This is a genomic window from Streptomyces sp. SL06 (assembly GCF_058244745.1).
This window is the reverse complement of record NZ_JBSYOT010000002.1, coordinates 3,634,191-3,648,509: the sequence shown is the minus strand read 5'-3', so window position 1 is coordinate 3,648,509 and position 14,319 is coordinate 3,634,191. Positions and strand designations below refer to the sequence as shown.

Genomic DNA, 14,319 nt, shown 5'->3' with positions numbered 1-14,319 from the left:
GCGTGACCCGGGGACCTTTCCCGTATGTGAGGCTGTGCCCCATGGCCGTCGTCCGTGACCTGCGCATCCTGTTGCGCCTGGAGGGGTTTCGGCGCCTGCTCGCCGTACGGCTGCTGTCCCAGGGCGCCGACGGCGTCTACCAGGTCGCGCTCGCCACCTATGTCGTCTTCTCCCCGGAGAAGCAGACCTCGCCCGGCGCGATCGCCGCCGCGATGGCGGTCCTGCTGCTCCCGTACTCGCTGGTGGGCCCCTTCGCCGGGGTGCTGCTGGACCGCTGGCGGCGCCGCCAGGTCTTTCTGTACGGCAACCTGCTGCGGGCCGTGCTGGCCTCGTTGACGGCGGCGCTGATGTTCGCCCCCGTCCCGGACTGGCTCTTCTACGTCTCGGCCCTCTGCGTCACCGCCGTCAACCGTTTCGTCCTCGCGGGACTGTCCGCCGCGCTGCCGCGTGTGGTCGACGCCGAGCGCCTGGTGATGGCCAACTCGCTCTCACCGACGGCCGGCACCCTGGCCGCGACGGCGGGCGGCGGCCTCGCCTTCGTCGTACGCCTCGTGGTCGCGGACTCCGACGCCGCCGTGGTGCTGCTCGGGGCCGGCCTGTACCTGTGCGGGGCGCTGGCGTCGCTGCGCATCGCCGTGGAACTGCTGGGCCCCGACCCGGCGCTCGTGCCGCCACGGCTGGCCTCGGCACTCGCCGGTACCGCCCGCGACCTGGTGGCGGGGGTGCGTCACCTCGCCGCACCCGCACGCCGGCAGGCGGCCTGGGCGCTCGCGGGCATGACGCTGATGCGGTTCTGCTACGGCGCCCTGCTGGTCATGCTGCTGATGCTCTGCCGGTATGCCCTGACCGAGGACACGGACGAGGGGCTCGCCCTGCTGGGGCTTGCGCTGGGCGTCTCCGGGGCGGGCTTCTTCATGGCGGCCGTGGTCACCCCCTGGGCAGCCGGACGGCTGGGACCGGGCCGCTGGATGGCCGTGTGCGCGGGCGCGGCCACGGTGCTGGTACCGGCGCTCGGTCTGCCGTTCGCCACGGCGCCGATGCTCGCCGCGGCGTTCTTCCTGGGCCTGACGACGCAGGGGGCGAAGATCGCGACCGACACGGTCGTGCAGTTCTCGGTGGAGGACGGCTTCCGTGGCCGGATCTTCTCCGTCTACGACGTGCTGTTCAACATCGCCTTCGTCGGGGCCGCCGGGGTGGCCGCGCTGATGCTGCCGCCGGACGGCCGGTCCGTGCCGCTGGTCGTGACAGTCACCCTGGTGTACGGAGCGGTTACGGCGGTAATAGCCAGGTTTGGGAGCCAGTAAGTGTCACATCAGTGCCACAGAGCCGCAGCGGACTACGGAGATGTCAGTGGGACCCGATAACTTACGTGCGTCTTATTCGCGCCATGTCCGCGATACGCACCTATGTTTCAGGGGGACCCCCAGTGACCAGTCAGCCGCCGCCCCAGGGCAATCCGTTCGCGCAGGACCAGCCGCAGGCTCCGCAACAGCCGCAGGGGCAGAACCCCTTCGCTCAGGGCCAGCCGGGCTTTCCCCAGCAGGCCGGTCAGCCCGGGTTCCCCCCGCCGGGCGCCCCGCTCCCGCCGCCGGCTCGCCGCCCCAACCGCGTCAGCAAGAAGCTGCTGCGCATCGGGGCCTTCCTCCTCGTGGCCATCCTGATCGCCGTGGGCAAGTGGTACTGGGGGCGCTCGGACGCCGAGACCACGTCGGTGGGAAGCTGCATGCACAACAAGGGCACGCAGAGCAGCCCGGACCTCAAGTCGGTCGACTGCTCCTCAAGTGACGCGGAGTACAAGGTCGTCGAGAAGTTCGACAACACCAGCGACGACGGCAAGTGCGAGGCCGTCAATGAAGCGACGATCGCTTACTACCAGACGGGCAACAACCACAACGTGGTGCTCTGCCTCAAGGAAGTGAAGTAGCTCCTGCTGGTCGCATGCGGAGTGGGCGGTGTTTCACGTGAAACACCGCCCACTCCGCATGCGACCCGGGGTCATGTTTCACGTGAAACATGACCCCGGCCCACGAGTCACGCTTTCTGCTCGGCCCACCACTCCCTGACCGCCGCCACCGCTTCGTCGTGCTCCATCGGCCCGTTCTCCAGGCGGAGTTCCAGCAGGTGCTTGTAGGCCTGGCCGACTGCCGGTCCCGGGCGGATGTCGAGGATCTCCATGATCTGGTTGCCGTCCAGATCGGGACGGATCGCGTCCAGCTCCTCCTGCTCCTGAAGCTGCGCGATCCGCTCTTCCAACCCGTCGTACGCGCGCGAGAGGGCCAACGCCTTGCGCTTGTTGCGCGTCGTGCAGTCCGACCGGGTCAGCTTGTGGAGTCGGTCGAGCAGCGGCCCGGCGTCCCTGACATAGCGGCGGACCGCGGAGTCCGTCCACTCACCCGTGCCGTAGCCGTGGAAACGCAGATGCAGTTCGACCAGGCGCGAGACATCCCTCACCAGGTCGTTCGAGTACTTGAGCGCCGTCATGCGCTTCTTGGTCATCTTGGCCCCGACCACTTCGTGGTGGTGGAACGAGACCCGGCCGTCCTTCTCGAAACGGCGTGTGCGCGGTTTGCCGATGTCGTGCAGCAGAGCAGCCAGCCGAAGGGTCAGATCGGGCCCCTCGCTCTCCAGGGCCATCGCCTGCTCCAGGACGATGAGCGTGTGGTCGTAGACGTCCTTGTGCCGGTGATGCTCGTCCCGCTCCAGTCGCAGCGCCGGCAGTTCGGGCAGAACCCGGTCGGCGAGGCCGGTGTCCACGAGCAGGGTCAGTCCCTTGCGCGGGTGGGGGGAGAGGATGAGCTTGTTCAGCTCGTCCCGGATCCGCTCGGCCGACACGATGTCGATACGCTCGGCCATGTCCTTCATGGCGGCCACCACCTCGGGAGCCACCTCGAAATCGAGCTGTGCGGCGAAGCGCGCGGCCCGCATCATGCGCAGCGGGTCGTCCGAGAAGGACTCCTCCGGAGTGCCCGGAGTACGCAGCACCCGCGCCGCGAGATCGTCGAGGCCGCCGTGCGGATCGATGAAGGTCTTCTCCGGAAGCGCGAGGGCCATGGCGTTCACGGTGAAGTCCCGCCGGACGAGATCCTCCTCGATGGAGTCGCCGTAGGACACCTCGGGCTTGCGCGAGGCGCGGTCGTACGCCTCCGACCGATAGGTCGTCACCTCGATCTGCCAGCTTCGGTCGGTGTCTCCGACGCGGGCGCTCTTGTGCGCCCCGACGGTTCCGAACGCGATCCCGACCTCCCAGACCGCGTCCGCCCAGGGCCGCATGATCTTCAGTACGTCCTGGGGGCGGGCATCGGTCGTGAAGTCCAGATCGTTGCCGAGCCGACCCAGCAACGCGTCCCGGACCGAGCCGCCGACCAGGGCGAGAGAGAACCCGGCCTCCTGGAATCGGTGGGCGAGATCCTCGGCGACCGGGGCGACGCGCAGCGGTTCACTCACCGCGCGGTGCTGTTCCCGACTCAGGGCACTGGGACTGACTTCGTTGGCGTTCGGCACAACAGAACAGGGTACGTGGCCCGGACGGATACAGGCGCCCCCATTGATCACACACCGAATCCCCCACTTGGACATCACTCCCTCTATAGACGCACATTCCAGGGCTGCCCCTGCCGGGCAGCGGATCTTGTGGTGTACTCCGCGGCACTTCCCCTCAGCCCGCATCGTTACCATGCGTGGACGCACATTCCGACGACCACTGATGACGACAAGGGACGGGCGAGCGCGTGGCCGAGGCGGCAGACTTCCAGGGGACCAGTCCCTCACCTGCCCGCCGGTGGCTCCGGCGCACCACGGCCCTGGTCGTCGGGGCGCCGCTGCTGGCCGGCCTGGCCCAGCTGCCCGCCACCGGCCCGGCACACGCACAGGGACAGAACGCGGCCGGCGCGGACGCCGACACGGGCTCGGTGTCCGTCGCCGTCGACTCCCTCACCCCCTCCACCCCCACGGACGGGGACACGGTGACCGTGTCGGGCACCGTGACCAACAACGGCAAGCGGGCCGTCACCGACGCCCACGTGGGCCTGCGCGTGGGCCCCGAGGTCGACACCCGCTCGTCCGTCGACGCGATCGTCAAGGAGGACGACGATCTCCAGGGATCCATCGCCCCGGAGATCGACGACAAGTACACCGAGAAGTTCTCCAAGCTCACCCCCGGCGTCGCCGAACACTTCAACATCTCCGTGCCGGTCGACGACCTGGGCCTCGGGGAGAACGGCGTCTACGAATTCGCCGTCTCGCTCTCCGGACAGACCTCCGCGCAGCCGTGGGAGCAGATCCTCGGTATCCAGCGGACCTTCCTGCCCTGGCAGCCGGGCGGGGCCGAACCCAGGACGAAGACGACGGCCCTGTGGCCGCTTGTCTCGACCACGCACATGGCCGCCGAGACGGGACCGAACGAGGAGCAGACACCTGTCTTCCTCAACGACGACCTGGCCAAGGAGATCTCCCCCGGAGGCCGTCTGGACCAGATGGTCACGCTGGGAAAGGACCTCAACGTCACCTGGGTGGTCGACCCCGACCTGCTGGCCTCCGTCGACGCGATGACCGGCAGCTACCGCGTTAGGGACGGGGACTCGACCACCGCCGGCACCCACCAGGCGACCGCCAAGCAGTGGCTCGCCGAACTGCAGGGCGCGGTGGCCGACAAGGAGGTCGTCGCGCTTCCCTTCGCCGACCCGGACCTCGCCTCCCTGGCCCACAACGGCACGGACGTCACCGGCTCGCTCAGCCAGCTCAAAGAGGCGACGGACGTCGTGGCCAACACGGTCGAGCCGATCCTCCACGTGAAGCCGAGCACGGAGTTCGCCTGGCCCGTGGACGGTGCCGTCGACCGCTCGATCGTCAAGGTCGCCACCTCCGCAGGCGCCGACAAGGTGATCGCCCGCAGCGACAGCCTCCAGGAGACCAACAATCTGCCGTACACACCCTCCGCGGCACGCCCCATCGGCGGCGGCACCACGGCCGTCGTCGCGGACGCCCGGCTGTCCACGGCGTTCGAGGACGACCTGACGAAGGCCTCCGCGTCCACGCTCGCGGTGCAGCGCTTCCTCGCCCAGAGCCTGGCCCTGGGCGAGCAGACCGACAAGCAGCGCAGCGTCGTCTTCGCCCCGCAGCGCACGCCCTCCGGAAGCCAGGCACGCGCGATGGCCGAGGCCCTGCGGGCCCTGGAGGGCGGCACCTGGTCCGAGGCCCAGAAGCTGTCGGCGACCGCCGCCGCCAAACCGGACCCGGACGCCACCACGAAGGTGCCGGGGACCTCGTCGTACCCGTCGGCGCTCCGCAGGAAGGAGTTGCCGCGGTCGGCGTTCGTGGAGATCGCGCGGACGCAGGACACCCTCGACAACTTCAAGGTCGTGCTGTCCGACCCGGCCCGGGTGGTGACCCCCTTCGGGCGCGCTCTGAACCGGGAGATGTCCGCCTCGTGGCGAGGCCGGGCCGCCGAGGCCGCGTCGTTTAGGGCCGACGTTAAGTCGTATCTCGACGGACTGACCGGCCGGGTCAGACTGATCGACAAGTCGGAGACGAAGCTCTCCGGCCGCAGCGCCACGATCCCGGTGACGGTGCAGAACAACCTGGTGCAGGATGTCGGCCCGCTGCTTCTGCGGCTCACCTCGACCAACCCGACGCGCCTCGAGATCGGCGGCGCCGACTACGAAGAGCAGCCGATCTCGGTCGCCGGCGGCCACAGCCAGTCGGTGAAGTTCACCACGTCGGCCAACGCCAACGGCCGGGCGACGGTGATCGCCCAGTTGTACACGACGGACGGGCGGAAATACGGTGAGCCCGTCACCTTCGACGTGAAGGTCACCGAGATCACGGCCACGGTGATGCTCGTCATCGGCGGCGGTGTCCTGCTGCTCGTCCTCGCCGGATTCCGGATGTACACGCAGCGCAAGCGGGCCGCGGCCCGTGACGCGGAGAAGAGCACGTCCGACGGGTCGGAGTCGTCGCAGGAGTCCGACGCCGGCCCCCGGGCAGGCGACCCGGAGCAGCCGAGTGACCCGACACCGGACACCGCAGCGGAAAGCGCCGACCCGTCCGGCACGGGTGAGAGAGTGGACCGTTGAGGATGTCGTGGCCGGTCGGCCCGGGACGATGAGGTGGGGTAACCATGAACGCGCCGTACGACGGTGACCGCGGTCAGACCGTGGACGGCCCGGGTCGCTCCGAGGGGCCACCGCCCGATCCCGGCGAGACATCGCCGCAGCCCCCTGACGCGTACCTCCAGGACGCCTACGACCAGGACCCCTACCGGGCGCAGGACCTCTCCGCCCAGGACCCGGTCTCCGAGGCGCTCTACGACCGCGCCGCGCACCCTCCGCCACCGCCGGGCACGCACGCGCCGCAGCAGCCGCTGTACTCCCGGCCCTCCCCGTCGCCCTACGCTCCCGACCCGCGCGTCTGGGCCCAGACCCCGGCCCCCGAGCCGGAGGGACCGACCCAGCACCTGCCGTACGGCGACGACCCTCGGACCACCCAGTTCGTCGGTGTGGACGACCTGGTCACCCAGGCCGGCGACCGGCGCCCCGAGCCCGACGCCTTCGCGCATCTGTTCCGGGACCAGCAGCACGGCGGCGGTCACTCCTCGTACGACGACCACACCTCCGTACCCGCCCCGGCCCCGGGACCGTACGGCGGGACACCGGGTACGGCCCAGTACGGCGGCCCGCAGGGACCCGGCCCGTACGGAAACGCTCCGGCACCCGGCCCGTACGGCGGACCCGCGCCGACGCCCCCACAGCCCGCGGCACCGGCGCCCGGTCAGTACGCGGTGGCACCCACCCCGGAAGCGGCCGAGCCCTCCCTCCAGGAGCCGGAGCCCGCACCGGCCGCCGCTGCCAAGAAGGGCGGGCGGGCGGGCGGCCTGCTGAAATCGAGCGCCGTGATGGCGGCGGGCACGATGGTCTCCCGGCTCACCGGGTTCATCCGCTCGGCCCTGATCGTCTCGGCGCTGGGCGTCGGCCTGCTCGGTGACACCTTCCAGGTCGCCTACCAGCTGCCGACGATGATCTACATCCTGACCGTCGGCGGTGGCCTCAACTCGGTCTTCGTACCGCAGCTCGTACGCTCCATGAAGGAGGACGACGACGGTGGCGAAGCATTCGCCAACCGCCTGCTGACCCTCGTCATGGTGGCGCTCGGCGCGCTCACCGTGATCACGGTCCTCGGCGCCCCCCTCCTGATCCGGCTCCTGTCCAACCCGGTAGCCACCGATCCGGCCGCGAACGAGGTCGGCATCACCTTCGTCCGCTACTTCCTGCCCTCGATCTTCTTCATGGGCCTCCACGTGGTGATGGGGCAGATCCTCAACGCACGCGGCAGGTTCGGCGCGATGATGTGGACCCCGGTCCTGAACAACATCGTCATCATCGTGACGCTGGGCATGTTCATCTGGGTCTACGGCACCGCCGAGAGTTCCGGGATGAAGGTCACGAGCATCCCGCCGGAAGGCGAGCGGCTGCTCGGCGTCGGGGTGCTGCTGGGTCTCATCGTGCAGGCCCTGGCCATGATCCCTTACCTGCGGGAGACGGGCTTCCGGATCCGGCCCCGCTTCGACTGGAGGGGCCACGGCCTGGGCAAGGCCATCACCCTCGCCAAGTGGACGGTCCTGTTCGTCCTCGCCAACCAGGCGGGCGCCATGATCGTCATCCAGCTGTCCACCGCCGCGGGCAAGGCCTCGCCCGTCGACGGCACCGGCTTCGCCGCCTACGCCAACGCGCAGCTCATCTGGGGCCTGCCCCAGGCCATCATCACCGTCTCCCTGATGGCGGCCCTGCTGCCCCGCATCTCCCGCTCGGCGTCCGAGGAGGACGGCGGAGCCGTCCGGGACGACATCTCCCAGGGACTGCGCACCACGGCCGTCGCCATCGTTCCGGTCTCCTTCGGTTTCGTCGCGCTCGGCATTCCGATGTGCACCCTCATGTTCGGCTCCTCGGGCACCAGCGAGGCCACCAACATGGGCTACATGCTGATGGCCTTCGGCCTCGGCCTCATCCCGTACTCCGTCCAGTACGTCGTCCTGCGCGCGTTCTACGCCTACGAGGACACCAGGACGCCCTTCTACAACACCGTGATCGTGGCCGTGGTCAACGCCATGGCCTCGGGGCTCTGTTACCTGCTCCTGCCGGCCCGCTGGGCCGTCATCGGCATGGCCGCCTCCTACGGAGTGGCCTACGTGATCGGCGTCGGGATCGCCTGGCGCAGGCTGCGCAAGCGGCTCGGCGGGGACCTGGACGGGGCCCGGGTGCTGCGCACGTACGCGCGCCTGTGCATCGCCTCCGTCCCGGCCGCCCTGCTCAGCGGTGCGGCCTGCTACGCCATCAGCCGTACGCTCGGGCAGGGCGTGTCCGGATCGGTCGCCGCGCTGCTGGCCGGCGGGCTGCTCCTGCTCGTCGTCTTCTTCGTCGCGGCACGGCGCATGCGCATCGAGGAGGTCAACTCACTGGTCGGCATGGTGCGAGGGCGCCTGGGACGCTGAGACCGGGGGTAGACGCACAACCATCGTCCGCCGCCGTGTGTCGTGCATAGCGGCGGACTGTGGGCACAATTGGGTTCGGCGTCGGACGCGCGCATACGGGTCGGCCGGCGCGCATCGAATGGGGAGGCAGGAACGACGGTGGCGGAACGGAGCACAGCTGCCGTCGACGTGGCAGACAACAGCGGCGATGAGCCGCTGACCGCACAGGCGGACCAGTCCACGGCCGACGGGGTGGCCAACAACCGGGAGCGGGACACGGACAGCGACGAGGCACAGGGGAACCCCACGAGCGAGGACTCCGGCAAGGCCTCGCCTCCCGAACTCCACAGCGGGCACAAGCTCGCCAGACGCTACCGTCTCGAGGAGTGCGTCACCCGTCTGGACGGCTTCAGCAGTTGGCGGGCCGTCGACGAGAAGCTGCGCCGCGCCGTCGGGGTCCACCTCCTTCCGGCGGACCACGCGCGCGCCCGTTCCGTGCTGGCCGCGGCACGCTCCGCCGCCCTCCTGGGCGACCCCCGCTTCGTCCAGGTGCTGGACGCCGTCGAGGACAACGACCTCGTCTACGTCGTGCACGAGTGGCTCCCCGACGCCACCGAGCTGACCGCGCTTCTCGCCTCCGGGCCACTGGACGTGTACGACGCGTACCAGATGGTCAGTCAGGTCGCGTCCGCCATGGCGGCGGCCCACCGTGAGGGCCTCTCCCATCTGCGCCTGAACCCCAACGCGGTGCTGCGTACGTCGACGGGACAGTGGCGGATCCGCGGACTCGCCGTCAACGCCGCCCTGCGCGGCATCAGTTCCGACACTCCGCAGCGCACCGACACCGAGGCCATCGGCGCCCTGCTGTACGCCATGCTCACCCAGCGCTGGCCGTACGAGAGCGACGCCCACGGCCTGGCCGGTCTGCCCAAGGACATCGGGCTGATCCCGCCGGACCAGGTACGCGCGGGCGTCCACCGTGGCCTGTCCGAACTCGCCATGCGGGCGCTCGCCAACGACGGCGCCACCGCCTCCCGCCACGAGTCCCCGTGCACCACGCCGGAGGAACTGGTGAAGGCGATCGGCGAGATGCCCCGCATCCGCCCGCCGGAGCCGGCGTACACCGCCCCGCCCGAGTACCAGCGCACGGCCTACCAGCAGGGCGCCTACGGACGTCCCGCACCGCGGCCCGGTGTCCCTCAGCCGGTGCCGACGCCGCCGCCCCCGTTGCAGAGCCGTACCGGCAAGGCACTGAAGTGGGGCGTCTCCGCCCTGCTGATCGCCGCGCTGGGGCTGGGCAGCTGGCAGTTGGCCGACGCCCTCATGGAGCAGGGCGGCAAGGCCGACGACCAGAACCAGACTCAGACGACGGACGACAACGACAAGGGCTCGAAGAAGCCGGTGGCCGACGGGAAGCCCGTCGCCATCAGCGGCGCGCGCGACTTCGACCCCCTGGGAGACGGCTCCGAGAAGCCGGCCGACATAGACAAGGTCTTCGACGACGCTCCTGGAACCTACTGGCAGACCGACTACTACAAGAGCGCCGACTTCGGCCGCCTGAAGTCGGGCCTCGGCGTCATCCTCGACCTCGGCAAGATCCAGCAGGTCGGGCAGGTGACCGTGTCCTTCCTGGGAACCACGTCCGTCGAACTGCGCAGCGCCGGCGCGGACACGGACACGGAGCCGCAGAGCCTCGACGGCTACACGAAGACGGCGGAGGGTTCCGGCACCACGGTGACACTCAAGCCGGGAGAGCCCCTCAAGACGCGATACCTGCTGGTCTGGCTGACCAAGCTGCCGTCGACGGACGACGGCACCTACCGCGGGAGGGTAGTGGACATCAAGGTGACCAGCTGACCCGTTCGCGAGTCGTCCGCGGAGGGAGGGGAGTCGTGCGAGAAGTGCGTTCACTCGGCGACATGAGCGATCAGGACCTCTTGTCCAGCCACGTCCAGGGCGACCCCGACGCCTTCGGTGAGCTGGTACGCCGGCATCGCGACCGGCTCTGGGCGGTGGCCCTGCGGACGCTGGGGGACCGCGAGGAAGCCGCTGACGCCGTCCAGGACGCCCTCGTCTCCGCGTACCGGGCCGCCCACACCTTCCGCGGTCAGGCGGCCGTCACGACATGGCTGCACCGCATCACGGTGAACGCCTGCCTGGACCGTGTCCGCAAGGCCGCCTCCAGGAAGACCGCCCCCGTCGACGACACCGAGCGCCTGGAGCAGCTCCTGGAGCCGCACGAGTCGGCCTCGGCGCCCGTCGAGCGCGACGACCTGCACCGCCAACTGCTGGACGCCCTGGGCACCCTGCCGGCCGACCAGCGGGCGGCCCTGGTGCTCGTGGACATGCAGGGCTACCCCGTCGCCGAGGCCGCCCGCATCCTCGACGTGCCGACCGGCACGATCAAGAGCCGCTGCGCCCGAGGCAGAGCCAGACTCCTGCCCCTGCTCACCCATCTGCGGCCGGACGGCGGCGGTGAGGACAGGAAGCCCGGCGCGGAGCGGAACCGGACGCAGGGGACATCCGTCCCACCCGCAGCGGGACCGCATCGTGCGGGTGCGCCGGACTCGGGGCCGAGTGATTCAACCGCAGTGAAGGGCGGAGGTGGACGAGCGTGACGTCGTCGACGACAGACATCACCGGGCACCCGGACGTCGCCGAGATCGCCGACCTCACCGAGGGCCTGCTCCCGGCCTCGCGGGCCACCGACGTACGACGGCATCTGGAGGTCTGCGCACTCTGCTCCGACGTCCACGCGTCGCTGGCAGAGATCCAAGGACTGCTCGGCACCCTGCCGGCACCGACGCGGATACCGGATGACGTGGCCGGTCGGATCGACGCCGCTCTGGCCGCCGAGGCACTGCGGAGCGCCGCCGCCCCGGAGACTTCGGAGACCATGGTCGACGCGGGGGCACCTGATGCGTCCGACACCTCCGACAGCGACGACGGCACGCGTGTTTCACGTGAAACAACGCCCCCGGCGGACCGGCCCACGGGGCACGCCCGCCCCTCCTCCACCGGTCCGGGCCGCAAGGACCGCCGCCGAGGCGGTCGGCGCAGGGTCGCCGTACTCGGCGCCATGGCCGCCGCTGCCGCCCTCGGGCTCGGCTCCGTCATCGTGTCCTCCCTGAGCGGGGGGAGTCCCTCCGACGACACCGCGCACGGACAGCAGTCCGCCCTCACGGACACCTTTTCCGAAGGACAGCTCAAGGACAAGGTCTCCGGACTCATCGCCGACCAGGAGGGCACGCAGAACGGCTCGCGTACGCCGCGCAGCCTCGGCGTGGAGTCGGAGAACGGTACCGAGACCGGTGCCGAGAACCATGTCTTCACGCAGCCGACGGTCCCCGAGTGCATTCAGAGGGGCATCGGCCGCGACGACCCGGCGATCGCCACGGAGGAGGGCGTCTACAAGGGCAAGGACGCACTGCTCGTGGTGCTGCCCGACGCCTCCAACGACAGTCGGGTCACCGCCTACATCGTCGAGTCGGCGTGCGTGACCGAGCCGGCCGTCAGCAAGGCCAAGATCCTTCTGACACACTCCTACGCGCGTTCATAAGGGACAGGCTTCCTTGTCGTCCTGCGCCCGGTCCCAGTCTCTGTGCGCCCGGACACGGCGGGAATGCGCGCCCCGTAGGATCCGTTAGGTGGGGTGAGAGTTCTGAGTGCAGCTCCACCCGGCCCTGAAGATTGCAGTCCAGAGACGAGGAATGAACCCGTGAGCGACGTTCCGAAACGTGATCATCATCGGCTCCGGGCCCGCCGGCTACACGGCGGCGCTCTACACCGCACGCGCGTCGCTGAAGCCACTCGTGTTCGAGGGAGCCGTCACCGCGGGCGGCGCCCTGATGAACACCACCGAGGTGGAGAACTTCCCGGGCTTCCAGGACGGCATCATGGGCCCCGAGCTGATGGACAACATGCGGGCCCAGGCGGAGCGCTTCGGTGCCGAGCTGATCCCGGACGATGTCGTCGCCGTCGACCTGACCGGTGAGATCAAGACGGTCACCGACACCGCGGGCACGGTCCACCGGGCCAAGGCCGTCATCGTCACCACCGGTTCCCAGCACCGCAAGCTCGGCCTGCCGAACGAGGACGCCCTGTCCGGCCGCGGCGTCTCCTGGTGCGCGACCTGTGACGGCTTCTTCTTCAAGAACCAGGACATCGCAGTCATCGGTGGCGGTGACACCGCGATGGAGGAGGCCACGTTCCTCTCCCGCTTCGCCAAGTCCGTGACGATCGTCCACCGCCGCGACACCCTGCGTGCCTCCAAGGCAATGCAGGAACGCGCCTTCGCCGATCCCAAGATCTCGTTCGTCTGGGACAGCGAGATCGCCGAGGTCCAGGGCGACCAGAAGCTGTCGGGTCTGAAGCTGCGCAACATCAAGACCGGTGAGCTTTCGGATCTGGCGGTGACGGGCCTGTTCATCGCGATCGGCCACGACCCGCGCACCGAACTCTTCAAGGGCCAGCTCGACCTCGACCCGGAGGGCTACCTGAAGGTCGACGCCCCGTCGACCCACACCAACCTGACCGGTGTCTTCGGCGCCGGTGACGTGGTCGACCACACCTACCGCCAGGCGATCACCGCCGCCGGCACCGGCTGCTCCGCGGCTCTCGACGCCGAGCGTTTCCTCGCCGCGCTCAGTGACGAGGACAAGGCCGAGCCCGAGAAGACCACCGTCTGACCCCATTCGCCCCACGCACCAACCAGTTAAGGAGCCCGCCGTGGCCGGCACCCTGAAGCAAGTGACCGACGATTCCTTCGAGCAGGACGTGCTCAAGAGCGACAAGCCCGTGCTGGTGGACTTCTGGGCCGCCTGGTGCGGACCGTGCCGCCAGATCGCGCCGTCCCTCGAAGCGATCGCCGCCGAGTACGGCGACAAGATCGAGATCGTCAAGCTGAACATCGACGAGAACCCGGGTACGGCCGCCAAGTACGGGGTCATGTCCATCCCGACCCTGAACGTCTACCAGGGCGGCGAGGTCGCGAAGACCATCGTCGGCGCCAAGCCGAAGGCCGCGATCGTTCGCGACCTTGAGGACTTCATCGCCGACTGACGTTTCACGTGAAACACGAATGGGCCGACCCGTCCGGGTCGGCCCATTCGTGTTCGCAGCAGCCGTGCTTACAGCGGCCGCAACACGGGTTCCTTCTGTACCGCTCCGAGCAGACGGTCCAGTGCCATCTCCACGTCTTCCTTCCAGGACAGCGTGGACCGAAGATCCAGTCGCAGCCGGGGATGGCGGGGGTGCGGCCGGACCGTCTTGAAGCCCACCGCCAGCAGATGATCCGCCGGCAGGACGCAGGCGGGCTCCTTCCAGCGCGCGTCTCCGAACGCCTCGATCGCCTTGAAGCCCCGGCGCAGCAGATCCTTGGCGACCGTCTGGACCATCACCCGGCCCAGCCCTTGGCCCTGGTAGCCCGGCATCACAAACGCGGTCATCAGTTGCACCGCGTCAGGTGAGAGAGGACTCGTGGGGAACGCCGTCGAGCGCGGTACATACGCGGGAGGTGCGTAGAGGACGAAGCCCACCGGCACCTCGTCGACGTAGACCACCCGGCCGCAGGATCCCCAGTCCAGCAGGACGGCGGAGATCCAGGACTCCTTCTCCAGGGCCGCGGTGCCCGCCTCTACCGCGGCTTCGCCGCTGACGGGATCCAGTTCCCAGAAGACGCACGAACGGCAGCGCTGGGGAAGGTCCTGAAGGTTGTCCAGCGTGAGCGGTACGAGCCGGCGCCCCATGAAGGCTGTTCCTCGCTTCCTTCGCCCGCCGCGTCGCGGGCCGCTGTGAGAGCGCTCCGTTCCCTGAGCAGGCTGCCGATGAATCCGCCGACCGCGCCCAGCCCCAAGCCC

Annotated in this window: 11 protein-coding genes; 9 read left to right on the top strand and 2 right to left on the bottom strand. The window is 69.6% G+C overall.

Annotated features, from left to right (window positions below; all coding sequences use genetic code 11):
• The first annotated feature begins 41 nt into the window (after window positions 1-41).
• Both AC4IHM_RS16635 and AC4IHM_RS16630 read left to right on the top strand, forming a co-directional pair.
• Window positions 42-1,304, top strand: coding sequence for an MFS transporter (locus AC4IHM_RS16635; protein WP_490867818.1), 1,263 nt, complete (start codon window positions 42-44; stop codon window positions 1,302-1,304).
• A gap of 122 nt (window positions 1,305-1,426) precedes the next feature.
• Window positions 1,427-1,924, top strand: coding sequence for an LppU/SCO3897 family protein (locus tag AC4IHM_RS16630; RefSeq protein ID WP_490867817.1), 498 nt, complete (start codon window positions 1,427-1,429; stop codon window positions 1,922-1,924).
• A gap of 107 nt (window positions 1,925-2,031) precedes the next feature.
• On the opposite strand, the gene AC4IHM_RS16625 is transcribed toward AC4IHM_RS16630, so the two are convergent.
• Window positions 2,032-3,501 carry a CCA tRNA nucleotidyltransferase gene (locus AC4IHM_RS16625; protein WP_490867816.1) on the bottom strand — a complete coding sequence of 490 codons (1,470 nt, stop codon included), beginning with the start codon at window positions 3,499-3,501 and terminating at the stop codon, window positions 2,032-2,034.
• 227 nt (window positions 3,502-3,728) lie between these two features.
• Here AC4IHM_RS16625 and AC4IHM_RS16620 point away from each other — a divergent pair, with 227 nt between their 5' ends.
• The 7 genes from AC4IHM_RS16620 to trxA all read left to right on the top strand — a co-directional run bounded on the left by AC4IHM_RS16620 (window position 3,729) and on the right by trxA (window position 13,522).
• A complete protein-coding gene (locus AC4IHM_RS16620; protein ID WP_490867815.1) occupies window positions 3,729-6,071 on the top strand; it encodes a DUF6049 family protein in 2,343 nt (780 codons plus the stop codon).
• Window positions 6,072-6,115: 44 nt separating this feature from the next.
• Window positions 6,116-8,482: a murein biosynthesis integral membrane protein MurJ gene (gene murJ, locus AC4IHM_RS16615; protein WP_490867814.1), complete on the top strand. Its 2,367-nt coding sequence runs from the start codon at window positions 6,116-6,118 to the stop codon at window positions 8,480-8,482.
• 138 nt (window positions 8,483-8,620) lie between these two features.
• Complete coding sequence (locus AC4IHM_RS16610; protein ID WP_490867813.1) at window positions 8,621-10,318, top strand: protein kinase family protein; 1,698 nt, start codon at window positions 8,621-8,623, stop codon at window positions 10,316-10,318.
• A 35-nt stretch (window positions 10,319-10,353) separates the two neighbouring features.
• Complete coding sequence (gene sigM / locus AC4IHM_RS16605; protein ID WP_490867812.1) at window positions 10,354-11,079, top strand: RNA polymerase sigma factor SigM; 726 nt, start codon at window positions 10,354-10,356, stop codon at window positions 11,077-11,079.
• Window positions 11,076-12,020 carry an RsmA family anti-sigma factor gene (locus AC4IHM_RS16600; RefSeq protein ID WP_490867811.1) on the top strand — a complete coding sequence of 315 codons (945 nt, stop codon included), beginning with the start codon at window positions 11,076-11,078 and terminating at the stop codon, window positions 12,018-12,020. The genes sigM and AC4IHM_RS16600 overlap by 4 nt, the downstream gene beginning before the upstream one ends.
• A gap of 178 nt (window positions 12,021-12,198) precedes the next feature.
• Window positions 12,199-13,149 carry a thioredoxin-disulfide reductase gene (gene trxB, locus AC4IHM_RS16595; RefSeq protein ID WP_490867810.1) on the top strand — a complete coding sequence of 317 codons (951 nt, stop codon included), beginning with the start codon at window positions 12,199-12,201 and terminating at the stop codon, window positions 13,147-13,149.
• A gap of 40 nt (window positions 13,150-13,189) precedes the next feature.
• Window positions 13,190-13,522 (top strand): thioredoxin, encoded by a 333-nt coding sequence (gene trxA, locus AC4IHM_RS16590; RefSeq protein WP_063482508.1) that lies wholly within the window; start codon window positions 13,190-13,192, stop codon window positions 13,520-13,522.
• A gap of 68 nt (window positions 13,523-13,590) precedes the next feature.
• Here trxA and AC4IHM_RS16585 read toward each other — a convergent pair whose 3' ends face one another.
• The gene (locus tag AC4IHM_RS16585; RefSeq protein ID WP_490867809.1) at window positions 13,591-14,208 is read right to left on the bottom strand and encodes a GNAT family N-acetyltransferase; all 618 of its coding nucleotides are present in this window, start codon (window positions 14,206-14,208) and stop codon (window positions 13,591-13,593) included.
• Window positions 14,209-14,319 lie beyond the last annotated feature (111 nt).

Excerpts from the sequence above, each read along its gene's own strand:
- AC4IHM_RS16585 (WP_490867809.1), bottom strand. The coding sequence starts at position 14,208 with ATGGGGCGCCGGCTCGTACCGCTCACGCTGGACAACCTTCAGGACCTT.
- AC4IHM_RS16635 (WP_490867818.1), top strand. The coding sequence starts at position 42 with ATGGCCGTCGTCCGTGACCTGCGCATCCTGTTGCGCCTGGAGGGGTTT.
- murJ (WP_490867814.1), top strand. The coding sequence starts at position 6,116 with ATGAACGCGCCGTACGACGGTGACCGCGGTCAGACCGTGGACGGCCCG.